Annotated in this window: 34 protein-coding genes and 1 pseudogene; 28 read left to right on the forward strand and 7 right to left on the reverse strand. The window is 63.2% G+C overall.

Annotation, left to right across the window (positions count from 1 at the left end):
* Positions 1–156: 156 nt before the first annotated feature.
* The 3 genes and pseudogenes from HSX14_RS31355 to HSX14_RS23445 form a co-directional block, all read right to left on the reverse strand.
* Positions 157–270 (reverse strand): annotated as a pseudogene (locus tag HSX14_RS31355) (helix-turn-helix domain-containing protein); the annotation flags it as partial.
* Between the two features lie 11 nt (positions 271–281).
* Entirely contained in the window at positions 282–896 is a 615-nt protein-coding gene (locus tag HSX14_RS23440; protein WP_173176250.1) for a DUF8585 domain-containing protein, read from the reverse strand.
* A gap of 66 nt (positions 897–962) precedes the next feature.
* Positions 963–1199: a hypothetical protein gene (locus HSX14_RS23445; RefSeq protein WP_173176248.1), complete on the reverse strand. Its 237-nt coding sequence runs from the start codon at positions 1197–1199 to the stop codon at positions 963–965.
* A gap of 85 nt (positions 1200–1284) precedes the next feature.
* On the opposite strand from HSX14_RS23445, the gene HSX14_RS23450 reads away from it, so the two are divergent.
* The 3 genes from HSX14_RS23450 to HSX14_RS23460 all read left to right on the forward strand — a co-directional run bounded on the left by HSX14_RS23450 (position 1285) and on the right by HSX14_RS23460 (position 3538).
* Positions 1285–1968, forward strand: a complete 684-nt coding sequence (locus HSX14_RS23450; RefSeq protein WP_173176275.1) for a LexA family protein — start codon at positions 1285–1287, stop codon at positions 1966–1968.
* Between the two features lie 42 nt (positions 1969–2010).
* The gene (locus HSX14_RS23455) at positions 2011–2889 is read left to right on the forward strand and encodes an LAPAL motif-containing putative phage structural protein (protein WP_173176246.1); all 879 of its coding nucleotides are present in this window, start codon (positions 2011–2013) and stop codon (positions 2887–2889) included.
* Between the two features lie 265 nt (positions 2890–3154).
* Positions 3155–3538 carry a hypothetical protein gene (locus HSX14_RS23460; protein ID WP_173176244.1) on the forward strand — a complete coding sequence of 128 codons (384 nt, stop codon included), beginning with the start codon at positions 3155–3157 and terminating at the stop codon, positions 3536–3538.
* Between the two features lie 41 nt (positions 3539–3579).
* On the opposite strand, the gene HSX14_RS23465 is transcribed toward HSX14_RS23460, so the two are convergent.
* A complete protein-coding gene (locus HSX14_RS23465; protein WP_173176242.1) occupies positions 3580–3771 on the reverse strand; it encodes a hypothetical protein in 192 nt (63 codons plus the stop codon).
* Between the two features lie 130 nt (positions 3772–3901).
* On the opposite strand from HSX14_RS23465, the gene HSX14_RS23470 reads away from it, so the two are divergent.
* A complete protein-coding gene (locus HSX14_RS23470; protein ID WP_173176240.1) occupies positions 3902–4573 on the forward strand; it encodes an SOS response-associated peptidase in 672 nt (223 codons plus the stop codon).
* On the opposite strand, the gene HSX14_RS23475 is transcribed toward HSX14_RS23470, so the two are convergent.
* Positions 4570–4809, reverse strand: a complete 240-nt coding sequence (locus tag HSX14_RS23475) for a hypothetical protein (RefSeq protein WP_173176238.1) — start codon at positions 4807–4809, stop codon at positions 4570–4572. The two genes, HSX14_RS23470 and HSX14_RS23475, sit on opposite strands and share 4 nt — an antisense overlap.
* Before the next feature lie 137 nt (positions 4810–4946).
* On the opposite strand from HSX14_RS23475, the gene HSX14_RS23480 reads away from it, so the two are divergent.
* The 7 genes from HSX14_RS23480 to HSX14_RS23510 all read left to right on the forward strand — a co-directional run bounded on the left by HSX14_RS23480 (position 4947) and on the right by HSX14_RS23510 (position 7894).
* Positions 4947–5480 carry a hypothetical protein gene (locus HSX14_RS23480; protein ID WP_173176236.1) on the forward strand — a complete coding sequence of 178 codons (534 nt, stop codon included), beginning with the start codon at positions 4947–4949 and terminating at the stop codon, positions 5478–5480.
* A 107-nt stretch (positions 5481–5587) separates the two neighbouring features.
* A complete protein-coding gene (locus tag HSX14_RS23485) occupies positions 5588–5833 on the forward strand; it encodes a DUF1654 domain-containing protein (RefSeq protein ID WP_173176234.1) in 246 nt (81 codons plus the stop codon).
* A gap of 370 nt (positions 5834–6203) precedes the next feature.
* Positions 6204–6452: a hypothetical protein gene (locus HSX14_RS23490; protein ID WP_173176232.1), complete on the forward strand. Its 249-nt coding sequence runs from the start codon at positions 6204–6206 to the stop codon at positions 6450–6452.
* A gap of 185 nt (positions 6453–6637) precedes the next feature.
* A complete protein-coding gene (locus HSX14_RS23495; protein WP_173176230.1) occupies positions 6638–6880 on the forward strand; it encodes a hypothetical protein in 243 nt (80 codons plus the stop codon).
* Between the two features lie 120 nt (positions 6881–7000).
* Positions 7001–7237 (forward strand): hypothetical protein, encoded by a 237-nt coding sequence (locus tag HSX14_RS23500; protein WP_173176228.1) that lies wholly within the window; start codon positions 7001–7003, stop codon positions 7235–7237.
* 1 nt (position 7238) lies between these two features.
* Positions 7239–7412: a hypothetical protein gene (locus tag HSX14_RS23505; protein ID WP_173176226.1), complete on the forward strand. Its 174-nt coding sequence runs from the start codon at positions 7239–7241 to the stop codon at positions 7410–7412.
* Positions 7412–7894 carry a hypothetical protein gene (locus HSX14_RS23510; RefSeq protein WP_173176224.1) on the forward strand — a complete coding sequence of 161 codons (483 nt, stop codon included), beginning with the start codon at positions 7412–7414 and terminating at the stop codon, positions 7892–7894. Before HSX14_RS23505 ends, HSX14_RS23510 begins: the two co-directional genes overlap by 1 nt.
* Here HSX14_RS23510 and HSX14_RS23515 read toward each other — a convergent pair whose 3' ends face one another.
* On the reverse strand, positions 7895–8077 hold the full coding sequence (locus HSX14_RS23515) for a hypothetical protein (RefSeq protein WP_173176222.1): 183 nt from the start codon (positions 8075–8077) through the stop codon (positions 7895–7897).
* Positions 8078–8539: 462 nt separating this feature from the next.
* On the opposite strand from HSX14_RS23515, the gene HSX14_RS23520 reads away from it, so the two are divergent.
* The 15 genes from HSX14_RS23520 to HSX14_RS23590 all read left to right on the forward strand — a co-directional run bounded on the left by HSX14_RS23520 (position 8540) and on the right by HSX14_RS23590 (position 19165).
* A complete protein-coding gene (locus HSX14_RS23520) occupies positions 8540–9394 on the forward strand; it encodes a phosphoadenosine phosphosulfate reductase domain-containing protein (RefSeq protein WP_173176220.1) in 855 nt (284 codons plus the stop codon).
* A gap of 2 nt (positions 9395–9396) precedes the next feature.
* Positions 9397–10839: a DNA cytosine methyltransferase gene (locus tag HSX14_RS23525; protein WP_173176218.1), complete on the forward strand. Its 1443-nt coding sequence runs from the start codon at positions 9397–9399 to the stop codon at positions 10837–10839.
* 49 nt (positions 10840–10888) lie between these two features.
* Positions 10889–11467 carry a DUF4406 domain-containing protein gene (locus HSX14_RS23530; RefSeq protein ID WP_173176216.1) on the forward strand — a complete coding sequence of 193 codons (579 nt, stop codon included), beginning with the start codon at positions 10889–10891 and terminating at the stop codon, positions 11465–11467.
* Entirely contained in the window at positions 11464–11898 is a 435-nt protein-coding gene (locus HSX14_RS23535) for a hypothetical protein (RefSeq protein ID WP_173176214.1), read from the forward strand. The genes HSX14_RS23530 and HSX14_RS23535 overlap by 4 nt, the downstream gene beginning before the upstream one ends.
* A gap of 3 nt (positions 11899–11901) precedes the next feature.
* A complete protein-coding gene (locus HSX14_RS23540) occupies positions 11902–12105 on the forward strand; it encodes a hypothetical protein (RefSeq protein ID WP_173176212.1) in 204 nt (67 codons plus the stop codon).
* A complete protein-coding gene (locus HSX14_RS23545; protein WP_173176210.1) occupies positions 12102–13403 on the forward strand; it encodes a Lar family restriction alleviation protein in 1302 nt (433 codons plus the stop codon). Before HSX14_RS23540 ends, HSX14_RS23545 begins: the two co-directional genes overlap by 4 nt.
* A complete protein-coding gene (locus HSX14_RS23550) occupies positions 13400–13702 on the forward strand; it encodes a hypothetical protein (RefSeq protein ID WP_228723491.1) in 303 nt (100 codons plus the stop codon). Before HSX14_RS23545 ends, HSX14_RS23550 begins: the two co-directional genes overlap by 4 nt.
* A complete protein-coding gene (locus HSX14_RS23555; protein WP_173176208.1) occupies positions 13699–14226 on the forward strand; it encodes a hypothetical protein in 528 nt (175 codons plus the stop codon). The genes HSX14_RS23550 and HSX14_RS23555 overlap by 4 nt, the downstream gene beginning before the upstream one ends.
* Positions 14226–14555, forward strand: coding sequence for a hypothetical protein (locus HSX14_RS23560; protein WP_173176206.1), 330 nt, complete (start codon positions 14226–14228; stop codon positions 14553–14555). Before HSX14_RS23555 ends, HSX14_RS23560 begins: the two co-directional genes overlap by 1 nt.
* 75 nt (positions 14556–14630) lie before the next feature.
* Entirely contained in the window at positions 14631–14861 is a 231-nt protein-coding gene (locus tag HSX14_RS23565; protein ID WP_476655297.1) for an excisionase, read from the forward strand.
* Positions 14842–15951, forward strand: coding sequence for a phage integrase Arm DNA-binding domain-containing protein (locus HSX14_RS23570; RefSeq protein ID WP_173176202.1), 1110 nt, complete (start codon positions 14842–14844; stop codon positions 15949–15951). The genes HSX14_RS23565 and HSX14_RS23570 overlap by 20 nt, the downstream gene beginning before the upstream one ends.
* Before the next feature lie 68 nt (positions 15952–16019).
* Entirely contained in the window at positions 16020–16367 is a 348-nt protein-coding gene (locus HSX14_RS23575) for an ArsC family reductase (protein ID WP_173176200.1), read from the forward strand.
* 78 nt (positions 16368–16445) lie between these two features.
* The gene (gene dapD / locus HSX14_RS23580; protein WP_173176198.1) at positions 16446–17480 is read left to right on the forward strand and encodes a 2,3,4,5-tetrahydropyridine-2,6-dicarboxylate N-succinyltransferase; all 1035 of its coding nucleotides are present in this window, start codon (positions 16446–16448) and stop codon (positions 17478–17480) included.
* 75 nt (positions 17481–17555) lie between these two features.
* Positions 17556–18761 carry an aminotransferase class V-fold PLP-dependent enzyme gene (locus HSX14_RS23585; RefSeq protein ID WP_173176196.1) on the forward strand — a complete coding sequence of 402 codons (1206 nt, stop codon included), beginning with the start codon at positions 17556–17558 and terminating at the stop codon, positions 18759–18761.
* Positions 18758–19165 (forward strand): SufE family protein, encoded by a 408-nt coding sequence (locus tag HSX14_RS23590; RefSeq protein WP_173176194.1) that lies wholly within the window; start codon positions 18758–18760, stop codon positions 19163–19165. The genes HSX14_RS23585 and HSX14_RS23590 overlap by 4 nt, the downstream gene beginning before the upstream one ends.
* Before the next feature lie 187 nt (positions 19166–19352).
* On the opposite strand, the gene tcdA is transcribed toward HSX14_RS23590, so the two are convergent.
* Positions 19353–20156: a tRNA cyclic N6-threonylcarbamoyladenosine(37) synthase TcdA gene (gene tcdA / locus HSX14_RS23595; RefSeq protein WP_173176192.1), complete on the reverse strand. Its 804-nt coding sequence runs from the start codon at positions 20154–20156 to the stop codon at positions 19353–19355.
* 154 nt (positions 20157–20310) lie between these two features.
* Here tcdA and HSX14_RS23600 point away from each other — a divergent pair, with 154 nt between their 5' ends.
* A complete protein-coding gene (locus HSX14_RS23600) occupies positions 20311–21459 on the forward strand; it encodes an iron-containing alcohol dehydrogenase (RefSeq protein ID WP_173176190.1) in 1149 nt (382 codons plus the stop codon).
* A 221-nt stretch (positions 21460–21680) separates the two neighbouring features.
* Positions 21681–24272: a glycosyltransferase gene (locus HSX14_RS23605; protein ID WP_173176188.1), complete on the forward strand. Its 2592-nt coding sequence runs from the start codon at positions 21681–21683 to the stop codon at positions 24270–24272.
* Positions 24273–24355 lie beyond the last annotated feature (83 nt).

The following is a 24355-nucleotide window of genomic DNA, read 5'->3' on the forward strand; positions in this document are numbered from 1 at the left end:
GCGGGGGTGCAGCTCCTGCGGGGGTGCATATGCTTCGGGGGTAACCGTGTACACAGTGGAGCGGCCGGTGCGGTCACTGGTGGCCAGGGCCCCCACGCTGCACAACCACTTGATAGCCCCCTGCACCGCACGCTCCGACAGGCAAGTGCGCAGCGATATGTTCGACACCGAAGGCCAGCACACTCCTTCGTCATTGGCGTTGTCCGCCAGCGAGATCAGCACAGCCTTCTGGGTTGCGGTCATCCCCTGGAGCGGCCAGCAGGCCGACATGATTACGGTGCTCACGAGACCACCTTCAGGTTGGCCTGGCGAAGGTCGGCGATCACGTTCTCAGCCACCCGACGCAACTCGGCGCAGCGGCTTTCAGCAGCCAGGAGCGACTCGACCATCTGCGGGAGGTGCTGGTGGTCCAGTGCATCGATCTTGCCGTCAGCCAGAACTACGCCGCAGGCTTCAACGGTCGAGCCCAGGTGGCCTACTAGTTGACCGAAGGCCATCACTGGGCAGGCGTCCCCGCTCTGCTGGCGGACAGCAACCAGGCCGTGGCGGGCGGCCAGTTCATTGGTGCAGCGCTCGCGATACTCGGGCTCCAGCGCATCGACCCAGGGCTCTTCGAGCCAGGAAGGGAAGTCGACCGAGCCATCCAGCCAGCGCTGGACCCGCTTGAGCCAGGTATCCGCCTGCTTGAGAAACTCAGCGCCGTCGCCACCGGCTATCGACTCCAGATCCGGCACCTTTCGGTCTTGGGCCTGGGCGCCAAGCGCCTCTACAACCAAGCGATTCAGGCGGTGGGCGAATTTCGGGCTCTTGAACCCGGTCCGCGTGATCATCTCGTTGGCATGCGCCACCAGAACCTGGTCCCGGCTGCAGCCGTGTCGCTCATTGGACAGTGTCATCTTGCTCTCCCGCTCTTATCGTGGAGCCATGAACGAACACGACCCCATCTTCGAATCCCTTACTGCCTACGCAGCTTTCGCCGGCTTGGCGTTCTTCAGCAGCCACTCGCGTTCAAACGGCTCGCCCCGAGCAGCCGCTGCTGCGGCGAGGCAGCCCGCGTAGTCGGTCTCTCCAGAAAAATCCGTGCGAGGCAAAGCTCCTGCGGCGAGCCACTTGTAGATGGCTCTTGCGCTCTTGCCGCAGGCCTTGGCCGCTGCCGCCGGGCCGCCTGCTTTGTTGATGGCATTCTTCAATTCGCTCATACGGCCTCCGGGGCCAGAATCTGAACCTGAAGTACATATTATGTCGGAACTGAAAGTACAGGCAAGGGAATGCGATAGTGAACCTATGGTTCAGACAGAAGATCTCCGCGCAGGCTTTGCCGAGCGCCTCAAGAAAGCCATGGCAGACAAGGGCCTTCCCGAATGGGGGGCAGGCGCTCGCTTGGCAAAAATCACTGGAGTGACCCCGAAAGCTACCAGTAAGTGGCTGAACGGCGAGGCAGTTCCAGGCCCAGCAAATCTGCTCGCAATAGCTGAGGAGCTATGCGTACGGCGGGAGTGGCTCGAGTACGGCGAAGGCCTTCCCCAGGCGATCGATAACGCTGAGCTGGTGCCGCAGCCAAGCCGCTACTACCGCTTCCCTGTGGTCAGCAGCGTCGTTGCCGGTGGCTGGGGTGATGCGATCCAGGCCTACGAACCAGGCGCAGAAGATCGCTTCGAGAAGACCGACACCAAGGTGAAGGGCCCGGCGTTTTGGCTGGAGGTGGAGGGCGACTCCATGACCTCCCTTTCCGGACCCAGCATCCCCGAAGGCATGCTGATCCTCGTCGACACCGGCATCGAGCCGCAGCCAGGCCACCTGGTGGTCGCCAAGCTGGATACCGAAGAGAAGGCTACCTTCAAGAAGCTGGTGCAGGACGGCGGAAAGCTGTACCTGAAGCCGCTGAATACCGGATACAACCCCATCGAGATCAACGGCAACTGCAGGATCATCGGTGTGGTGCGCGAAGCGAAGATGAAGCTGCTGTAACAAACAAAATTCAACTACAACAAACTATCAGAGAGCAATTACATGGAAGTTCAAAAACAGCCAGACATCCAAGAAACTGTCTTCACAATCTCCTACGATGCCAAGGGAGATTTAGCCAGTCATACCATTGACGCTCGAGACCTTGGAATGGCGATTATAGGTATGAACGACCTAATAACAAAGGCCGCCGATATCGTTAGCAATGGCTCCTCTGAGGCAGACTTGAAAGTGGTTGCGCCGGCAAAGGAAGGTTCCCTAGAGATTGTTTTTGCCCTTCTCGCTGATCCAGTAACAACAGTAGCTGTTCTCAAGAGCATCGGAATCGGCGCCGGAGCCATTGTTGCAGGCGCCGCCTCAGCGATTGGAATTATGGATCGCGTCAAGGACAAGAAAATCGACAGAGTGATAATTGACAAGGCGACAAATACGGCAACTGTATATGTTGGCGATGAGCAAATTCAAACTTCAGACAAAGTTGCTCAGCTAGTTGCGAGCCGAGAAATTCGACAGGCACTACACAACGTAATCCAGGCCCCATTAGCTGGCCGCGAGGACGCCTCGATAAAGTTCGAGGCGGAGGGTGTTACTGTAAAGCTTGATGATCAAGAAATACGTAACTTCACCCCTATCCGCGCTGACATTGTGGACAAAGAAGAGAAGAGAGAATTCCAGAAAGTTGTGCAGTTTACTAAGATTAACTTTAGAGGGCGTCGAGGCTGGCAGGTGCTGAGTAACGACGGACAGGAATACGGCGTCACAATTAGAGACGCTGACTTTCTCAACAAAATCTCTTCCAACGAAGAGCAGTTCCAGAAAGATAAATCATACACCGTTCAAATAGAACAAACTGATATAACAACAGTTAGTGGAACAAGCACCAGATATGCTATCGTTAGAGTAATTAACGAATTCAATCCTTAACGCAAATAGCCACCATGTGGAATATATTTTATATTGTTCAAGCACTGGCGTGGGCAGTATTGATTTTTACCTTGCCATTCGCATTTGTGTTTTTGAGGAAGACCGTTTCGTATATTTCGTACAAGGTACTTCCCAGGGACACCATTATTCAAATTAATGACAACGGAAAAATTGAATCCGCATATTATGTGAAGTTTAGTATTTTCAGGAAGGCTTCAATAAGGGAATTAAGTAAGAAAGAACTGGACAGGCTAGGGGCTAGCACTTGAAAAACAATATGTTCATGGCGCTGGCAACTAGCTCACTAAACGCACTAGCAGTAGTCATTGGCACATTTATTGAAAGCCCAAAGGCCAGCCAGGCACTACTTGCGGCAGTTAGCCTTCTTTCCCCTTTTCTTGCAATCTATCTTTTGAGATTCTATATAAAGATTGCTCACCCAGCTGAGCTAATCCGTCAAATATCAGCTCTAGAGGCTTCTATAGCGATTTGCAAGTCACATCTCAAAGACAAAAACGCAAGCGACGAGTTTAAGCAAAAGACTCGGCGGCAGATGGAAAAATTCCAAACTCAGCTGCAGAATATACGATCAACTTTTGAGGCTGGCCGGACACACGTTACAACTTCAATTGATAGTAATTCTGAGTAGATTCGCAGCCCCCTCCCAGTGCGGGGCTTTTTCTATCCGCCTTACACCTCATCCGGCTCCGCATTCGCATCCTCTTCGTCCACGTTCTCCCAGTAGGCCCAGGCCGCCTGATCCGCCGCTGATTGCAGCCTGAACAGCAGGTCCTGGTTTTTCACATCGCCCATGTCCGGGTCCTTCGCCATGAAGTCGTGCACCTCCTTCCACGCCGCTGCAGCGGACAGCGACAGGCGCATATGGCGTTCTCTACTCGTCTCGTACATCGTGACCTCCGGCGGTGGTAGCTCCCCGGTAGACAGGTAGGCCAGGTGCACGTTCACGTCGTCCGCTGGTCTACCCTTCCAGCACCTGATGAAGGGGAATCCCATGTGCGGACGCGTCGCCCAGTTCATGTCCTGGGCCGAGATCTACCACCTCCTGAACATCCACAACCTCCCGCCAGGGGCGCCGCTGGAGCCGCGCTACAACGTCGCGCCCACCACCCAGGTGCAGGTCGTACTGCCTCTCGAGGACGATGCGCGGGTAGCGCCGGCACGGTGGGGATGGAGGCCGCACTGGGCCCAGGATAGAGCGGCGCCGATCAACGCACGAGCCGAGAAAGTGGCGCATGGCCCGTTCTTCAGGTCCATCTGGCCCAACCGGATGCTCTGCCCGGTGTCAGGGTGGTTCGAATGGGTCGACGAGGGCGAGAAGCGGAAACAGCCGTACTTCATCCGGCGGCGGGATGGCACCCCTACCCTCTGCGCCTCGATCGGCCAGGTGCACGACGAGCCGCAAGATTCCGACGGCTTCGTGATCATCACTGCCGACGCCCTGGGCGGCATGGTCGATGTGCATGACCGCAGGCCCGTGGCGTTCTCCCCTGCCCTCGCCCGGGAATGGCTGGACCCGGCTACACCTCGCGAGCGCGCCGAGGAGATGCTGGCCGCCGGCGAGGGGCCCGATGTGTTCGAGTGGTATCGGGTGGATCGTGCCGTGGGCAACGTGCGCAACCAGGGGCCGCAGCTGGTGGATCCCCTTCCCGCGCAGCTGATCTAGGGGCGGTTGACCTCGCGCTCAACCATCGAGCGGTACTGATCAGGCTGGAGGGCTGCGATCTCGGCACGCGCCCACTCCGCCCATTTCCCCTTCTTGCGGTCCTTCTCGCCCCTGATCTTCGCCGCCTCCCCCTTCGCGCGCTCCAGGTTCTGCTGCCAGAACAGGTAGCTCTGGGCCTTCTCGTGCTCCATGGCGGCACGCTCATCAGGGTGGAGCTCGGCGAGGTTGCGGATCATGGCGTCACCTACTACTGAATGGAGCGGGCATTGTAGGGCCTGGGTGATCAGGCGGAGGCGCTGCCCGTCGGGTGAGAGTGGCTGAACTGCGGCGGCGGGCGGATACTGTATATTCATACAGTTATCCATTCCGCATCATGAACAAACGCCACCTTGAAGAACGTCGTCGATTCCTGCTCGACCAATGGAATGGTGCCCTCGATGACGATCACACCTTCCGCTACAGCCCTGACGCTCACTACCAGGCCCTGCTCGAGATCATTGATGAGTTCTACCACTCCGGCGTGATCGGCCTTGGGCATCGCCAGGAGCTGGTCACGCGCGCCCTGGGCGCTTACTCGTTCCACGTCGAGGAAGGGATCGCCGCGGATGTCTACTTCAACCCCAACTTCTACTACGAGTTGCTGGACGGTGACCAGTTGCTGGGCACCGTCCTGGAAGGCTACATCACGGGCCTGACCTACAACCGCCTCGGCGTCATCTGGCACGATTGGGTCGACGGAGCCTGGCACTACCAGATGAAGGACGCCGACCTGAATGTGGTTGGCCGAGTCGAGAAACTGCAGGTCATTCGCCCCGGCCTGGCTCCGCTAACCCTTCGCTGCGTCGTCCCGCCCAAATACGAATTCCGGGACTGGCGCGAGACCGTTCTCGCGCCAGAGCGGGACTGAACCTGTCAAAAAAGTTTACACGTGTACCAAGGTGGAACCCTGCCCCGTATTGAAAGGCCATCATCTGCCGAAATACTGTATGTATATACAGCCAAGGAGCAGTAACGATGGCAGAAGAAGCGCTTCAGCGCCCTGAACAGAGCAGCTACTACCACCTCACCCGCCGTGTTCAGCTCCTGCTGAGCACCCCGCGCGCCCAGGTCGAGCACCAGGCAGTGATCTATCGCGAGCCCTCAGACAGTTCTTCCGACTGGGATCGCCTCCTCGAAGAAATCCGCGACACCGAGGGCGTAGCCCTCACCCACCGCCCAGACGGCAGCATCCATGTTGCCTGGTTCAGCAATCACTGCTGATAACTCCCTCTCCCTCTAAGCCCCTCAGTTTGAGAAATATGTACTTTTGGTTCTTGACTCAATATGAACCATTGGTACATATTTAGCTCACGCCAGCAGAACACCGCCGGCACACAAGCCGGAGTCTCACCGGCTACCACGGCCCAGGGGAATCGAGGCCCAGGCCCCGAAGAGGGATCGACCTGCTCCATACCGGAGAGCTCTCAACCATCAAGCCAAAGGAGGAAACAGCCAATGCAGCAATAAGCCCTGCCGACAGATCGGGTCGGCCAGAACGCATACCGGAAAGCATCACTGAAGCCGCTTCGCTGAGGCGGCTTTGGGATGAACACCACCGCCCGATCGGGCGCAACCAAGACGGAGAATCCAAATGATCGAACTCGGCAAGTTGGCCAAAGACAAGGTGACGGGCTTCCAGGGCGTCATCACTGGGCGCGCCCAGTATCTGACCGGATGCAACCAGTACGTGCTCGTCCCGCCGGTCAAGGAGGGTGGCAGCTTCCAGCACGGCGAATGGTTCGATGAAGGGCGCCTGGAAGTAGTCGGCGAAGGCATCAGTGTCGCCGAGGTGGCCGGCCCCACCGCCGGCGGGCCGCAACGGGACGCACCGCGCCGCTAGCGGCAAGCCAGGGCAACCGCCCTGGCTGCATGGGTGGGTGATCTGAGGTCGCGGAGTCGCGATGTGCAGCTGATGCACCAGGAGGCATAGGCCGTCCAAACGCCTCGTCATACCGGACGGCAAGCCGGGTTCAGAACCGGCCAGATCACCCAACCCATGCAGCCACACCAACCAGGAGTTCGGCCATGTACGAACTGTTCGAAACGATCAAGCACACCGGAAGCAGCGCCGGCATTACCACCGCCTGCTACGTCGATGGCGAGGTGATTGGAGAGGTTGTCTTCTGTGCCTGGCCTGACCGCACCTCTGTGGCCAGCTCTATCGGGCCGGATGAAGCAATCCGCCAGTGCGCTTTCGTTCACCGCTACAGCGGCCCCCTGAGGCGCCACAAGGCGCACGCCAGCGACGAGGTCAACAGCTACGCATAGCCCCAGTTCCCCGAACCGACACGGGGCGCCACCGCGCAACGCATGACGCCGCGCGCGGCAACGACCGGCTGGCCACCGGGGCATCCGGCCACCCATCAACCCAACATCCAGGAGAGCGACGTGCTGACCGCCACCTCGATCATGAACCCCGTTTTCCTGGCCAAGGTGCGCGCCGCCATGGCCCAGGCTTTCCGCGACAGGAAGCCGGTGCGCGTGCGCAACCGCCACGGGCTCACCGTGCTCTGCATCGAGTGGGCCGCCGGCACCTGGCGGGCCTGGGCCGACTTCGGTCGCGAGGTCACCAACTCCCTTCGCAACGCCTTCCACTTCACCCAACTGCTTCGCCAAGGAGAATGACATGCAGCAGCGCCAGCAACCCGCCGCCGACATCGAAGAGTTCGCCGGCAAGAACATCCGCGCCACCGCCGCCCTCGCCCGCCGCTACGGCTATACCGATCCGATCTTCGCCAAGCTCTGTGGCAACCTGTGTGTCCTCGGCTTCAAGCGCCGCCAGGCGCAGCAGGTGGCGTGATGCTCTCCACAGGATGCATCCGCAGCCACGAGCAGCAGGTGGCCATGCTGGGGAGCGCAGCCGGGATCGACCCCGAGCGATTTCCGCGGCGCTACGAATTGGCCAGGGCCCGAGGCGAGCTGAAAGAACTCGAGAAGGCAGAGCGTGAGCGCACCAAGCAGGAGAAGCGTGCGGAGGAAGATCGCGCTCTGGTGGTCGAGCTGCGCAGGCTCGCTCAGAGCTACCACAACGCAGAAGTGGCCAGACTTCTAGGAATAGACAGGAAACGCCTGGCTCGCCTCGCCGAGGAGTATGGAATTTGCTTTCCCGATGGCCGTACCGGTCAGCTGTTGATCAAGTACGAAGTGCATGCGGAGAAGCTGAAGGCCTATCTGGCCATAGGACTTACAAAGCATGAGGCCAGACGGGCGTCGGGCCTCAGCTTCGGGATGTTCAAGCGGGTGTGTTCCAGATTCAACATCAAATTTCCGGAGGGGCGGTAATTATCCAGGGAAAACGCTGCTCTCCGGAACTTCCCAGGTGCCTTTGCGGCTACCATCCGCCGAAACAATCAGGTTTTCACCGACAACTTCAATCACTACGCCGAAGCGCTCTTTCCCCGTGAGCATGTCGCCCACAAAGTCGTCTACCTCAAAGGTGACGGTACCGTCGCTGTTGTGTCGCATCTTCGCTCCTTGATCCGGCTCCACGCCGAGCATCCGAACCTAGCTTACTTCAGGCCAGCAAGCCAGTGTCGCGACTGCAAACTAGGGAAGCACGACCTGAACCGCCTGCAGCAGAGCGGCGATTGATGCGAAAACAGCCGCGATTTTGTTCCACTTCGACTGCATCTCGATTGTGGCCGGGAGGTCAGTTTCCTTGCCGTCTTTGCCGGTCCAAACGATGCGTGTCCCGGGGATAACGGGGGGCACATGAGCTGTAGCCGACCGTGCCCAGCACGCGCATGAAACTATCGAGCTAACGCATACCCCAGCAGTTAAAGCGCCCTTCAATGTTTCCATAAATCAGTTCCGTACCAGCAGTGAGCTCTCATTTATCTCACATGCGGAACTGCCCGTCACAACCCCTCCCATACCCACCCCATCCATCCGCACCAGCGGAATGGAGTAGGACGACCTGGAGAAAGCATGAATCCCTATAAGCTGACGGGGCCGACCTGCCTCAGCTTCAGCGGCGGACGCACCAGCGCCTATATGCTCTGGATGGTGCTCCAGTCGAATACCGCAGAGGATATCGCGCGCTGGCTGATCATCTGCTTCGCCAACACTGGCAAGGAGCGTGAGGAGACTCTCGAGTTTGTCCGGCGTTGCGGCGAGGTCTGGGGTATCACCATCGTGTGGCTGGAGTTTCGAGACACGGAGCCGGGCTACCACGTTGTGGACTTCGCCAGCGCCAGTCGCGACGGCGAACCATTCGAGGCCGCCATCCGCAAACGCCAGTACCTGCCGAACCCGGTCACTCGCTACTGCACAGTCGAGCTGAAGATCCGCACCATGCACCGCTATCTGCGGGCCCTGGGCTGGGCCGACGACGGCGGCGAGTGGGATCAGATGGTCGGCATCCGGGCCGACGAGCATCGCCGGGTCGCCAAGATCCGAGCCCGCGGCACGAGCACCGAAACTCCGCGCGAACATATGCGGCTGCCACTGGCTGAAGCTGGGGTCACCGTGCAGGCCATCGAACGTTTCTGGCGCCAACAGCCTTTCCGGCTAGAGCTGCCAACGGTCAACGGCAAGACGCTCTTGGGCAACTGCGACCTGTGCTTCCTCAAAGGGCGCCAGCAGGTCTACAGCATCATCCAGTCGGACATACGCAGCGCCGACTGGTGGGCGCGCATGGAGCGCCTCGGTAACGGTAAAGACGCGGCCTATTTCCGTAAGGACCGCCCGAGTTACGCCGAGATGCAGGCCTATGCCCGATCACAACAGAACCTGTTCAGCGACCTGGTCGACGAATCCGTTGACTGCTTCTGTGGAGAGTAACGATGACCATCACCTACGGATCGGTGTGCAGCGGCATCGAGGCCGCGAGCGTGGCCTGGCACCCTCTGGGGATGAGGGCTTCCTGGTTCGCCGAGATCGAGAAATTCCCCAGCGCCGTCCTGGCTCATCGCTGGCCGGAGGTCCAGAACCTCGGCGACATGACCCAGCTCGCGCGCCAGGTATTGCTTGAGCAAATCTCGGCGCCTCCCGTGCTGGTTGGCGGAACGCCCTGCCAGGACTTCTCAGTCGCTGGAATGCGCAAGGGCCTGGCCGGCAAGCGCGGCGCACTCACCATCAAATTCGTGGAGCTTGCAGATGCAATTGACCATGTTCGCCCTGCCGGAGACGAATGCGTCGTCGTCTGGGAAAACGTACCTGGCGTCCTCTCGGACAAAGCCAACGCCTTCGGCTGTTTCCTCGGCGCCCTGGTGGGCGAATCCGATGCGCTCCAGCCGTCAGGGGGAAAATGGACGAACGCTGGTTGTGTGTATGGACCCCGCAGAACAGCCGCATGGCGGGTGCTGGATGCCCAATATTTCGGACTGGCCCAACGACGCCGCCGTGTGTTCGTTGTCGCAAGTGCTAGAAGAGGGTTCGATCCCGCAGCGGTACTTTTTGAGCCAGAAGGCTTGCGCCGGGATACTCCGCCGCGCCGAGGCGAGGGGCAAGACCTTGCCGGACGCGCTCCTTTCGGCCCTGCGCTCCAGTGCGGATGCGGAACCATCCTCGAGCTAAGCGTGGGTGAGTGGGGGTGCCCGAACTGCGAAGGCGAGGAAGGCCCTGCGGTTGAAGTGATAGCCGGCGTTCCCGCCTTCGGCGGCGAGAACCAGGGAGGCAGCCTGTTCCAGGCCGGCGCCCTCAACGCCCATGGCCTGCGCAACGATTTCGCCACCGAAACCTTCTGCGTAGCACCCACCATTACCGGTGGTGGTAGGAAGGGCGGGGGTTACAGCTGCGATGACATCCCGCTGACTACCGCAACTCTTGACGCATCCTACGGGCGACTCCATGGATGCAGCGGCCAGGATCTGAACCACGGCCATAGCCATCTGATCGCAGTGCATGGCACCCAAGATCCATGCGTTCAGATCGACCAGGCGCACACACTGGGGCGGAACAACGGGCAGGAGAACGCCGTGCTGGCATTCCACGAGAACCAGCGCTCTGAGGTAACGACCCACGAAGTTGCCTGTACGTTGAAGGGCCACGGCGGGAAGCCCGGCCAAGGCTATGCGGCCGCGATGATTGGGCCAGCAGTTCGCCGTCTCACCCCGCGCGAGTGCGAGCGCCTGCAGGGCTTCCCCGACGACTACACGCTGATCCCTTGGCGCGGGAAGCCGGCGGACGAATGCCCGGACGGCCCGCGCTACAAGGCCATCGGCAACAGCAAAGCTGTCCCGGTGGTGCGCTGGATCGGCCAGCGCCTCCTGCAACAGCTCCAGTAACCCCACCCCATCCCCACCTACTCTGCGCACTGCGCTGGAGGGATACACCATGCGCCGAATCTACCTGGCCGGCCCGATGACTGGGCTTCCCGAGTTCAACTTCCCCGCTTTCAACGCCGAGGCCGCTCGCCTAAGGGCTGCCGGAGACGCAGTAACGAACCCAGCCGAGCACGGGATTATCGACGGCTACGAATGGGTGGATTACATGAAGCTGGACATCCAGATGCTGGCCGCCTGCAACACCATCCACCTGCTGCCGGGGTGGTCGAAAAGCCGCGGCGCCAGCATCGAGTATCGCCTGGCCAAAGACCTCGGACTTCAAATCAGCTTCGCCAATGGCGCCGAGCCCTTCGATCCGGACCCGGTAGAGGCGTTCTTGGATGAGGTGCGCGCGGAGCTCAAGCGAGCCAGGAGCAAGTTCCCGGGCGACCGACTCATGACGCTAGCCTTGGCCGAGGAGTTCGGCGAGCTCTGCAAGGCTGTCCTCGATGAGTCGGCAGAGAGCGTTCGCAAGGAGGCGGTTCAGACAGCCGTCATGTGCTGCCGGGTTGTCCTGGATGGTGATGGCTCGGTGCGCTCCTGGCGCTCAGCCAGAGGCCTTGACGAGCTGAAGGCGGTGCCGGCATGAACCAGTCGAAGATCCTCACAGCGAAGCAGCAGCGCGCCGAGCAAGTCAACCAGGTGATCCGGATCATCGCGGATCACGGACGCCGGTTCTTCTTCAGCGCCAGCCAGCAGCGTTACGCCAGCATGGAGGTCGACGAGCGCGGGCGCGTCTGGTTCGTCGACGAACTCTCAGGCAAGCGCATCTACACGCATCGCACGCCTTGGGGTGGCCGCTGGCGAGGCTTCACCCACGGCGGAACGCTGCGCTCCCTGGTGGAGGAGTTCCGCGAGTACATCCGCACCGGCAAGCAGCTGCACCCGGCCTACCTCGGGCCGGAGCGAGAGCGCCTCACTGACGGGAATATCTGGGGCTATGCGCCCGGGGAAATGCAGAAAGTTCGCACCCTTGCCGGAGCCCTTCCCGTCTTCCGCCAGTTGGATCGGGAGGACTGAGCCATGTTCACCGACGGCGCAAGAAAGCTCCATACCGATGCCCTGGCCAACAAGGCACCCCGCTACCTCCACCTTCCCACCAATCGCCGTTACCTCGTCATCAGCGACGACGGCGATTCCTGCGATCTGCAGGGCGTAGACATGCGAACCATCCCGGTCAGTAAAGAAGCTCTGGCCGATCACAATGTATGGGAGAGATTGCCGTGAGCGAAGAACTGAAGCCGTGTCCATTCTGCGGGGAGGTTCCCGACCTGCCGAGCGGTGACGGAACGCAATACGAAATCGAGTGCGGCGCATGCGGTGGCGCGATGGTAAGCGTCCAGATCAGCACCCTCATGACCCATGAAGAGCGCAGCTCGGATCCGTTCACCGATTACCGCTACGCCGAGCAGTTCATTCAGCGAGCCAAAACCGAGGCTATAGAGCTCTGGAACACCCGCGCCACCCCTCCCGCCGCGCAGGTGCAGGGAGAGCAGCCGATGGAGTGCAGTTGCCCGAAGATTGGCGAGCAGTGGGACCCCGTGAAGCATGGCAAGGACTGCCCCGTGCATGAGCCTGGCGTTGCGCAGCTGCAGGGTGAACTAGGGGATTTCGAAGCATGGGTCAGGCAACGCTGCGGAATGCCCAGACATGTCCCGGTGAACTGGGAGGCGCCATTTACCCTTGATACCTGGGCCGCATGGAACGCCCGAGCCGCGCTCTCCGCCCCGCCTGCTGCTGACATGGCCGATGCCTACGTCGGCTCCCGCGAAGATGTGGCCATCTGGAAGCGTCGAGCACTAGAGGCTGAGCAGAAGGTGCGCGTGCTGGATCAGCGTATCGACCAGCTCGTGCTGGATGCTCAGGGCGAAACCCGCATGGGCGAGCCGTACATAGCCCCGCCTGCTGCTGGGGTGCTGGAACAGATGTCCGAAGAGGCCCGCTCAACGCTGGTTGGCATGGTCGAGTATTGCCTCAATGCGCGCGTCTGCATGGGTATGGACGAGGGCTTCAAATCGTTCGAGCCGGAGGTCGAGCACGATTTCGTGAAGGAGCTGCGCGCGTTCGCAGAAGGCGCCCCCACCCCGCCTGCTGCTGGGGTGCCGGAGACAGTGCACGTCCTACGCAAAGCCTACGAGGGAAACTCGGCCGGGCTCTTCAACAGTGGTGCGCCGAAGCACCTCTGGAGCGCGGCCATGCTGGAATTGTTCGAATCGCTGGACGAGGAGGTGCAGGAGGAGGCTCGGGAGACCGTCATGGCTCACTCCGACATGCGTGCTGTGGCAGCGATCGACAGCGTGATAGCACTGCTCGCCGCCACCACCCCGCCTGCATCCGAACAGCAGCAGGCTGTCGTGATGCCGGAGCGGAAGGAGATACCTGACCAGGCGACGTTCCCCGGCGGCCCGGCCTACTACGCGAAGGAGTTCGACAAAGCGCGAGCGCACAACGCCTGCCTCGACGAACTCCTGCGCCTGAACCCACGCCTGCAGCCGGCAGCGCCGAGCCAAGGGGAATCCGAATGAAGACCCATCCACTGGAAATCGAGAGCGTCGGCAGCGACACCTACATCGTCATGAGTCGCGGCCATCACAACCTCGACGAGTTCATGCGCGAGGCGGTCAAGCAGTACCCGGACTGGCAGCTGGGCGGCCCGGTCCACAAGTGGGTCAAGTCGGTGCCTGACCGCTCTGGCGAATTCGCTATGCGCTACGAATTCGTGAAGGAAGGAACGCGCGGCGCCTGGCCGGCAACGTACTGCTGGGAATACGGCGAGGACTGGCAGCGCTACAACACCACCCCGCCCCAGGAGAACGACCGATGAGCGATGTGAAGCGATTCCTGGCTCCGACAAACGACACATGCGACATGGACAGCTATCAGCAGGTTGTGCTGGCCGCCGACTACGACGCTCTGCTGGTCAAGGCTGAGCGTCAGGCCGAAACGATCATGCGTTACCAGCGAGAGGTTTCTGATGGTGGGGCATCGGCTCCTACAGTCTTGTGGGACCGCAACAAGCTCAGGGAAGAGCGCGACCAGCTCCGCGCCGAGCTCGCCGTGATCAGGGGGCAGCAGGCCGGCTGGAAATTGGTCCCAATCGAGCCTACCGCCGAAATGATTGCCGCTGGCTTCAATGCGTATCCGTGCAACCTGGCCAGGACGTACCGCGTTTACGTGGACGCTGCTCCACCTCCACCCCAGCAGCCCGACGCGGTAAGCGTGCCGAGGGAGTTGGCTGAGCGACTGGAGGTGCGCATGGCTGAGTGCAGCCCCATGAAAGAACACTGGGACACGCTGGAAGAACTCCGCGCCCTCCTCTCCACCCGCCAGGCTGAGGAGGGGGAATGATGGATAGCCAACTGAAACAGTGGCGCAATGATAAAAAGCACCTGCCGGAGTTCATGCGCGACTTCCACAACTGCAAAGACCTGTTCAAAGGGATATCGGAATACATCGTTTGCGACGATGACCACCCAGCAAATCAGGTGAATTGGCGCCAGGCGCATTGCTATACGATCGACGTTTTCCTTTGGTTCATGGCAGAGCATGGCTTCACGCTTCAGCGAAGCCGAGCTCGACAGAATTTCAGCGACCTTGACGCACTTCTGGCTGAATTGAACCGCCTGCGCCGCGAGGCATTCACCTCCGCAATGCTGGCTCACATCCAAGCCAAGTAACCCCCACCTTACAACCCCCCCCCTACCCCACCACAGCCTGCCGGATAACGGCGGGGAGGTATTCCTATGTCCCTCATGACCCTTGAGGAGTGGGCAGCGGAGCAGTTCCGCACCCCGCCCAGTGCCAACACATTGAGAAAGTGGGCCCGAGAAGGGCGAATCCAGCCGCCACCGCGCAAATGCGGCCGCAGCTACTATGTGGAGTCCGAGGCCCACTACTTCGAACCGGCGCCAGCACCACGCGTGCCTGGCGGAACACTGCTCAGCCGCATCGAGATCGCCCGCCATGGTGCCAAGGCCGCGTAAAGCAGGATCGAAAGACCTGCCCGAGAACCTCTACAAGAAGACCGATAAGCGCAACGGGAAGACGTACTACACCTACCGTGACCCGGTTTCGGGGCGCTTCTTCGGGCTGGGCACCGACAAGGCCCTGGCCATCTCCGAGGCCATCAGCGCCAACCTGAATGCTCAGCCGGTGGCGCCATCGCTGCAAGCGCGCATTGAGGTGCGGCCGCAGAAGAATGGAGGCCTGTTCTCGGCCTGGATTGAGGAGTACCTGGTGCTGTTCGCTGAGCGCGGGTTATCCGAAGCAAGCATCAAGAACGGGAGGATGCACCTGAAGAGATTGGTCGCACAGTTTGGCGCCCTGGACATGCGAGAGGTGTCGACCTTCGCCGTCGCGAACTACCTCGGCAGCCTGGCGAAGGAAGGCAAGGCGCAGATGGCCCGTGCGCTGCGGTCGAGGCTAAGCGACGTTTTTGCGGAGGCTATTGCGGCGGGGTGGTGCGAAGCGAACCCAGTCGACGTGACGAAGGCTGCGCGGGTGACGATCAAGCGCGAGCGCCTGACGCTGGAGATGTGGCTCGCCATCTACGGCGAGGCCAAGCAGGAATGGCTGAAACGCGCCATGGAGTTGGCGCTGCTCTCTGGCCAGCGGAGGGAGGATGTTGCAGGGATGATGTTCAAGAAGGTGGAGGAGGATTTCCTCCATGTGGTCCAGCTCAAGACAGGCGCCAGGATCAGGCTCAGCACATCGATACGGCTGGACTGCATAGGCCTGGACCTGGCAGGCGTGATCAAGCGTTGCCGCGATGGGGTTGTGTCGCCCTACCTGGTGCACCACAGCCGCACCATCAGCCGCGCCAAGGCGGGACAGCCTGTGATGCTCGACACCCTGTCATCTGCCTTCGCGGCGGCCAGAGACTCAGCGGCGTCGAAGGGCCTGATCCAGATCGGCGACCACCCGCCGACCTTCCACGAGCAGCGCTCGCTGGCGGCACGTCTTCACAAGGAACAAGGCCGCGATCCGCAACGACTTCTCGGGCATCGCTCGGAGAAGATGACCGGCATCTACCTGGACAGCCGCGGCGCCGAATGGGTGGATGTCGTGGCATAATCCCCGACCATCATTTTGGCGGAGTTTTGGGGAGGATTTGGAGAGCCCCAAGACCAGTAGGTAAATCAATGACTTACACCCTCTACGGCATCAAGGCCTGCGACACCATGAAGAAAGCCCGTACCTGGCTCGACGAGCAGGGCGTGAGCTACGACTTCCACGATTACAAGACCGCCGCCATCGACCGCGCCAATCTGCAGAAATGGTGTGCCGAACACGGTTGGGAAACCGTCCTCAACCGTGCCGGCACCACCTTCCGCAAGCTCGATGACGCGCAGAAGGCCGATCTCGACCAGGACAAGGCCATCGAACTGATGCTCGCCCAGCCGTCGATGATCAAGCGCCCGGTGCTCGACCTGGGCAACCGCACCCTGGTCGGCTTCAAGCCCGATCTCTACGCCGCCGCGTTCAATTGAGCGACCCCGGACGCGGCACAGCCCGGCAAGCCATCGACCGGACCGCCTGATCCAACCTATTCAGCAAGAGGAATTCCCATGTCCACCCAACTCTTCAGCGTCGCTTTCGGCGTCGGCACCCAGAACCGCCAGGGCAACTGGCTGGAAGTCTTCTACGCCCAGCCCCTGCTCAAGCCCACCGCGCAACTGGTCGAGGCCATCACCCCGATCCTCGGCTACAGCGCCGGCAACCAGGCCATCGCGTTCACCAATACCCAGGCCGCCGACCTGGCCACCGCCCTGAAGGAAATCGACCCGGCCCAGTCCGCTCTGCTGACCCGCCTGGCCGAGAGCCAGAAGCCGCTGGTCGCCACCCTGCTGGCCGAAGACGCCGCCCTGACCTCCACCCCCGAGGCCTACCTCAAGCTGCACCTGCTGTCCCACCGCCTGGCCAGGCCCCACGGCCTGAACCTGACCGGCATCTTCCCGCTGCTGCCCAACGTCGCCTGGACCAGCCACGGCGCCGTCGACCTCGCCGAGCTGGCCGAGCGCCAGCTGGAAGCGCGCCTGAAGGGCGAGCTGCTGGAAGTCTTCTCCGTGGACAAGTTCCCCAAGATGACCGACTACGTGGTCCCCGCCGGCGTGCGCATCGCCGACAGCGCCCGCGTGCGCCTGGGCGCCTATGTGGGTGAAGGCACCACCGTGATGCACGAGGGCTTCATCAACTTCAACGCCGGCACCGAAGGCCCGGGCATGATCGAAGGCCGCGTCTCCGCAGGCGTCTTCGTCGGCAAGGGTTCGGACTTGGGCGGCGGCTGCTCCACCATGGGCACCCTGTCCGGTGGCGGCAACATCGTCATCGCCGTGGGCGAAGGCTGCCTGATCGGCGCCAACGCCGGCATCGGCATCCCGCTGGGCGACCGCAACATCGTCGAGGCCGGCCTGTACATCACCGCCGGCACCAAGGTCGCCCTGCTGGACGACCAGAACGCCCTGGTGAAAGTGGTCAAGGCCCGCGACCTGGCCGGCCAGCCCGACCTGCTGTTCCGCCGCAACTCGCAGAACGGCGCCGTCGAGTGCAAGACCAACAAGACCGCCATCGAGCTGAACGAAGCGCTGCACGCGCATAACTGACAGGAGCAGCGCCAAGCTGCAAGCCGCAAGCGGTGCCCCCTTGCGGTTCCGCTTGCAGCTTGAAGCTTGTGGCTTATGGCTCTTACCTCTCCCTGGCGCTCCGACTTCCCCGCCCTCTCGGCCCTCGACGCCGAGGGGCAGACCTACCTCGACAGCGCCGCCACCTCGCAGAAGCCCCAGGTCGTGCTCGACGCACTGCTCGGCTACTACGCCAGCGGGGCGGCCAACGTGCACCGCGCCCAGCACCTGCCGGGCGAGCGCGCCACGCGGGCCTTCGAAGGCAGCCGTACGCGCGTCGCCCACTGGCTGAACGCCGCCCATCCGGCGCAGATCGTCTTCACCCGGGGCGCGACCGAGGCGTTCAACCTGCTGGCCTATGGGCTGGAGCGGCAGTTCGCACCTGGCGAGCGCATCGTCATCAGCGCCCTGGAACACCACGCCAACCTGCTGCCCTGGCAGCAACTGGCGCGCCGCCGCCAACTCGAGCTGGTGGTGCTGCCCCTGGATGCACGCGGTGACATCGACCTCGACCAGGCACGCCGGTTGATCGACTCGCGCACCCGCCTGCTGGCCGTCAGCCAGCTGTCCAACGTGCTCGGCCGCTGGCAGCCCCTCGGCGAGCTGCTGGCCATGGCCCGCCAGCAAGGCGCGCTGACCGTGGTGGATGGCGCACAGGGCGTGGTCCATGGCCGCCACGACGTGCAGGCCCTGGGCTGCGACTTCTATGTGTTCTCCGGTCACAAGCTCTACGGGCCGGAAGGCGTCGGCGTGCTCTACGGCAGGGCGGACGCCCTCGCCCGCCTCGATCACTGGCAGTTCGGCGGCGAGATGGTCCATCGCGCCGATTACCACGACGCCGACTTCCATGGCGCCCCGCTCGGCTTCGAGGCCGGCACCCCGGCCATCGCCCCGGTGATCGGGCTCGGCGCCGCGCTCGACTACCTCGGCAGCCTCGACGCCGCCGCCGTCACCGCCCACGAGACCGTGCTCCACGCCAAGCTCATGGCCGGCCTCGCCGCCCGCGACGGCGTGCGCCTGGTGGGCGATCCCCAGGTGGCGCTCGCCTGCTTCGGCGTCGATGGCGTGCACAACGCCGACCTCGGCCACCTGCTCACCGAACAGGGCATCGCCGTGCGCGCCGGTCATCACTGCGCCATGCCGCTCTACAAGGGGCTCGGCCTCGGCGGGGCGATCCGCGTATCGCTCGGCCTCTACAACGACAGCGCCGACCTGGAGCGCCTCTTCGTTGCCCTCGACAAGGCCCTGGAGCTGCTGCGATGAGCCTGCCACCCGCAGCCACCGAAGCCCTCGCCGCCTTCACCGACGCCGGCAGCTGGGAACAGCGCGCCCGCCTGCTGATGCAGTGGGGCGAACGCCTGGAGCCCCTGAGCGACGCCGAGCGCAGCGAAGCCAACCGCGTGCACGGTTGCGAGAGCCAGGTCTGGCTGGTGGAGGAGATAAAGGAAGGGCGCCGCCACTTCCGCGCCGCCAGCGATGCGCGACTGATCCGCGGCCTGTTGGCCGTGCTGCTGGTGCGCGTCCAGGGCCTGCCGGCGGAAGAGCTGGCCACCCTCGACCTTGCCGACTGGTTCACCCAGCTCGGCCTCGCCCGCCAGCTCTCACCCTCCCGCAGCAACGGCCTCAAGGCCGTGCTCGAACGGATGCGCAAGACCGCGCCTCAATGAATCCGCTCGCGCCCGCAGGAGCGAGCTCTGCTCGCGAAGCCTTTGGCCCGGTTGCCCGGGCTCACCCCACCATCGAAGCCGCCGGCAACCCCGTTGGTGGATGGAAGAGCGCCATCCACCCTAAGCAGCGACGGCCCTCCGCGTGGGAGCGAATTCATTCGCGATGAAAGCCCCCGGTGCAACTGTGCTAGCCCGCAGCCCGCTCCGACGGCCGCCGCGCACCGGCCACCAGCTTGTCCACCGTCTTCGCCGCAGCGGCCATGCCGAAGCTGGCGGTGACCATCATCACCGCGCCGAAGCCACCGGCGCAGTCCAGCTTCACACCCTCGCCGACGAAGCTCTTCTGCTGGCACACCGAGCCATCGGGCTTGGGGTAGCGCAGCTGTTCGGTGGAGAACACGCAGGGCACGCTGTAGGTGCGCCCCGGCGTGCGGGAGAAGTTGTAGTCACGGCGCAGCATGGAGCGCACCTTGGCCGCCAGCGGATCGTTGAAGGTCTTGTTCAGGTCGGTGACCTGGATCTGCGTCGGGTCCACCTGGCCTCCGGCGCCGCCGGTGGTGACGATCTGGATCTTGCGCCGCTTGCACCAGGCGATCAGCGCCGCCTTGGCCGCCACGCTGTCGATGCAGTCGATCACCGCATCCAGCTCCGGGGTGATGTACTCGGCCATGGTCTCGCGGGTGACGAAGTCCGCCACCGCGTGCACCACGCAGGCCGGGTTGATGGCGCGGATGCGCTCGGCCATCACCTCCACCTTGGCCCGCCCCACGGCGCCCTCGATGGCATGCACCTGGCGGTTGGTGTTGGTGATGCAGACATCGTCCAGGTCGAACAGCGAGATCTCGCCCACGCCGGACCGCGCCAGCGCCTCGGCCGCCCAGGAGCCGACACCGCCGATGCCGACCACCGCCACGTGCGCCGCCTGCAGGCGCGCCGCGCCCTCCAGCCCATAGAGGCGGGCGATGCCACCGAAACGTTCGTCTGTACTCATGCCTAGCTCCCAACTCGCCAGCCACCTGGCCGGGCGCGCATTATAGGAAGCGTCGACCGCCATCCCAAGCCCGACGCCGCTGAATGGCGGGCCATAGATCGCCCCGCCGCCCTCCAGCGCTATAGTCGGCCGATAACAAAAAAGGGAGCCCAGCATGCGCAACTTCAGCTTCTACAACCCCACCCGCATCCACTTCGGCGAAGGCCAGATCGACAAGCTGGCCCGGGAGATCCCCGCCGGCAGCCGGGTGCTGGTCACCCACGGCGGCGGCAGCATCTTCCAGAACGGCGTCTGGCAGCAGGTGGAGCAGGCCCTGGCCGGCTACACCCTCACCCGCTTCGCCGGCATAGAGGCCAACCCGCAGTTCGACACCCTGGTGAAGGCCGTGGAGCTGGGCCGTCGCGAAGGCTGCGACTTCATCCTGGCCGTCGGCGGCGGCTCGGTGATCGACGGCAGCAAGTTCATCGCCGCCGCGCTGTGCCACGCAGGCGACCCGCTCGACCTGCTCACCGGCACCCGGGCCAAGGCGGCCCTGCCCCTGGGCTGCGTGCTGACCCTCGCCGCCACGGGTTCGGAGAGCAACCCCCACGGCGTGGTCACCCATGTGGCGCGCCAGGAGAAGCTGCCCTTCTCCAGCCCGCTGCTGTACCCGCGCTTCGCCATCCTCGACCCGCGCACCACCTTCAGCCTGCCGGCCCGGCAGATCGGCAACGGCGTGGTCGACGCCTTCGTCCACACCCTGGAGCAGTACCTCACCTACCCCGCCGACGCGCCCCTGCAGGACCGCCAGGCCGAAGGCCTGCTCATCACCCTGATAGAGGAAGGCCCCAAGGCCCTGGCCAACCCCGAGGACTACGCCGTGCGCGCCAACCTCATGTGGTGCGCCACCCAGGCCCTGAACGGCCTGCTCGGCTGTGGCGTCCCCCAGGACTGGGCGACCCACATGATCGGCCACGAACTCACCGCCCTCTATCACCTGGACCACGCTCAGACCCTGGCCGTGGTGCTGCCGGCCATGCTGGCGGAACGGCGCGAGCCCAAGCGCGCCAAGCTGATCCAGTACGCCGAGCGCGTCTGGGGCATCGAGGGCGACGAGGAGGCGAAGATCGACGGCGCCATCGCCGCCACCCGCGACTTCTTCCAGGCCCTGGGCGTGCCCACCCGCCTCGCCGACCACGGGCTGGACGCCGAGGCCATCCCCCAGGTGCTGGCGCAGCTGGAGCGTCATGGCATGACCGCCCTCAGCGAACGCCGCGACCTCGACCTGGACGCCAGCGAGCGCATCCTGCTGCGTGCGCTGTAGTCCGCGTCGTATCGGGCCCGACACGAAGCCCCCGGCGGGCCCGGCAAATCCCCGCGAACTTCTCCGCACCCCCAGGGACAAAGCCTGTGTGCAATGGCCGGCGGGCACGGCTATCGTTCGTACACAATCTATACAGTCGCCGGACGCCGGAGTAGCATGCGCGCCGACCAGCGCTCGCTGGCGCTATCTCCCCGTTCCACGCTTCGGAACCTGAAATCCCTATGCCATCGCGTAAATTTGGACTCAACCTGGTGGTCTTCGTGGCGGTCGCCGCGTTGTTCACCGGAATCTGGGCGCTCTACAACCGTCCCGTTAGCGCTCCGGACTGGCCGGAGCAGATCTCCGGCTACTCCTACTCGCCGTTCCGCGTGGACCAGAACCCGCAGCAGAACCGCTACCCCACCGACGAGCAGATCCGTGAAGACCTGGAACTGCTGAGCAAGCAGACCGACAACATCCGCACCTACTCGGTGGACGGCACCCTGGCCGACATCCCGCGCATCGCCGAGGAGTTCGGCCTGCGCGTGACCCTCGGCATCTGGATCAGCCCGGACGAGGCGCGCAACGAGCGCGAGATCACCAAGGCCATCGAGATCGCCAACACCTCGCGCAGCGTCGTCCGCGTGGTGGTGGGCAACGAAGCGCTGTTCCGCCGCGAGATCAGCCGCAAGGACCTTTCCGTCTACCTCGACCGCGTGCGCGCCGCGGTGAAGGTGCCGGTGACCACCTCCGAGCAGTGGCACATCTGGCTGAAGTACCCGGAGCTGGCCAACCACGTCGACCTGATCGCCTCCCACGTCCTGCCCTACTGGGAATTCATCCCCATGGAGGACTCCACCCAATTCGTGCTCGACCGCGCCAAGGACCTGAAGAAGGCCTTCCCGAAGAAGCCGCTGCTGCTGTCCGAAGTGGGCTGGCCGAGCAACGGCCGCATGCGCGGCGGTGCCGATGCCTCCCAGGCCGACCAGGCCATCTACCTGCGCACCCTGGTCAACGCCCTCAATGCCCAGGGCTACAACTACTTCGTGATCGAAGCCTTCGACCAGCCGTGGAAGGCCAGTGACGAAGGCTCGGTGGGCGCCTACTGGGGTGTCTGGAACCTCGAGCGCCAGCCCAAGTTCAACTTCGAAGGCCCGGTGATCGCCATCCCGCAATGGCGCATGCTGGCCGTCGCCTCGGTGGTCATGGCCCTGCTGGCCCTGGCCCTGATGCTCATCGACGGCAGCGCCCTGCGCCAGCGCGGCCGCACCTTCCTCACCTTCGTCGCCTTCGCCGGCGGCTCGGTGCTGGTGTGGATCGCCTACGACTACAGCCAGCAGTACAGCACCTGGTTCAGCCTCACGGTCGGGGTGCTCCTGGGCATCGGTGCCCTGGGCGTGTTCATCGTGCTGCTGACCGAGGCCCACGAACTGGCGGAGGCGGTCTGGGTGCGCTCGCGCCGCCGGCCGTTCCTGCCGGTGATCGGCGACTCGGCCTACCGGCCCAAGGTGTCGATCCACGTGCCCTGCTACAACGAGCCGCCGGAGATGGTCAAACAGACCCTCGACGCCCTCGCCGCACTCGACTATCCGGACTACGAAGTCCTGATCATCGACAACAACACCAAGGACCCGGCGGTCTGGGAGCCGGTGCAGGCCTACTGCGAACAGCTCGGCCCGCGCTTCCGCTTCTTCCACGTGGCCCCGCTCGCCGGCTTCAAGGGCGGCGCGCTGAACTACATCCTGCCGCACACCGCGCCCGACGCCGAAGTCGTGGCGGTGATCGACTCCGACTACTGCGTGAACCCCAACTGGCTCAAGCACATGGTCCCGCACTTCGCCGATCCGTCGATCGCCGTGGTGCAGTCGCCGCAGGACTACCGCGACGGCAAGGAAAACACCTTCAAGAAGCTCTGCTACGCCGAATACAAGGGCTTCTTCCACATCGGCATGGTGACCCGCAACGACCGCAACGCGATCATCCAGCACGGCACCATGACCATGATCCGCCGCACCGTGATGGACGAACTGCAATGGGCCGACTGGACCATCTGCGAGGACGCCGAGCTCGGCCTGCGCGTGTTCGAGAAGGGCTACGCCGCCGCCTACGCACATGACAGCTTCGGCCAGGGCCTGATGCCGGACACCTTCATCGACTACAAGAAGCAGCGTTTCCGCTGGGCCTACGGCGCCATCCAGATCATGAAGGGGCACGCCCGCAGCCTGTTCCTGGGCAAGGACTCCGAGCTCAAGCGGGGCCAGCGCTACCACTTCATCGCCGGCTGGCTGCCGTGGATCGCCGACGGCCTGAACATCTTCTTCACCATCGGTGCGCTGCTCTGGTCGGCCGCGATGATCATCGTGCCGCAGCGGGTCGACCCGCCGCTGCTGATCTTCGCCATCCCGCCGCTGGCGCTGTTCTTCTTCAAGGTGGCGAAGATCGTGTTCCTCTACCAGCGCGCCGTCGGCGTCAACCTGAAGGACGCGTTCTGCGCCGCGGTGGCGGGCCTGGCCCTGTCGCACACCATCGCCAAGGCGGTGCTGTACGGCTTCTTCACCACCAGCATCCCGTTCTTCCGCACGCCGAAGATGCGCAGCAACCACGGCCTGATGATGGCCCTGGCCGAAGCCCGCGAAGAGGTCTTCGTGATGCTCCTGCTGTGGGGCGCGGCCATCGGCATCGGCATCGTCCAGGGCCTGCCCAGCGCCGACGTGAAGTTCTGGGTGGCCATGCTGCTGGTGCAGTCGCTGCCCTACCTCGCCGCGTTGATCATGGCGCTGCTCTCCTCGGCGCCCAAGCCGCTGGAACACCCCCAACAGGAAGCTGCGGCCTGACCCGCAGCGGGTGACCTAAACGGCGGCCAATGGCCGCCGTTTATGTTTTAAGATGTCGTCCTTTTCACGCCTTGCCGCCTTTC

The sequence above is a fragment of the Pseudomonas tohonis genome, from assembly GCF_012767755.2.
Lineage (GTDB): Bacteria > Pseudomonadota > Gammaproteobacteria > Pseudomonadales > Pseudomonadaceae > Metapseudomonas > Metapseudomonas tohonis.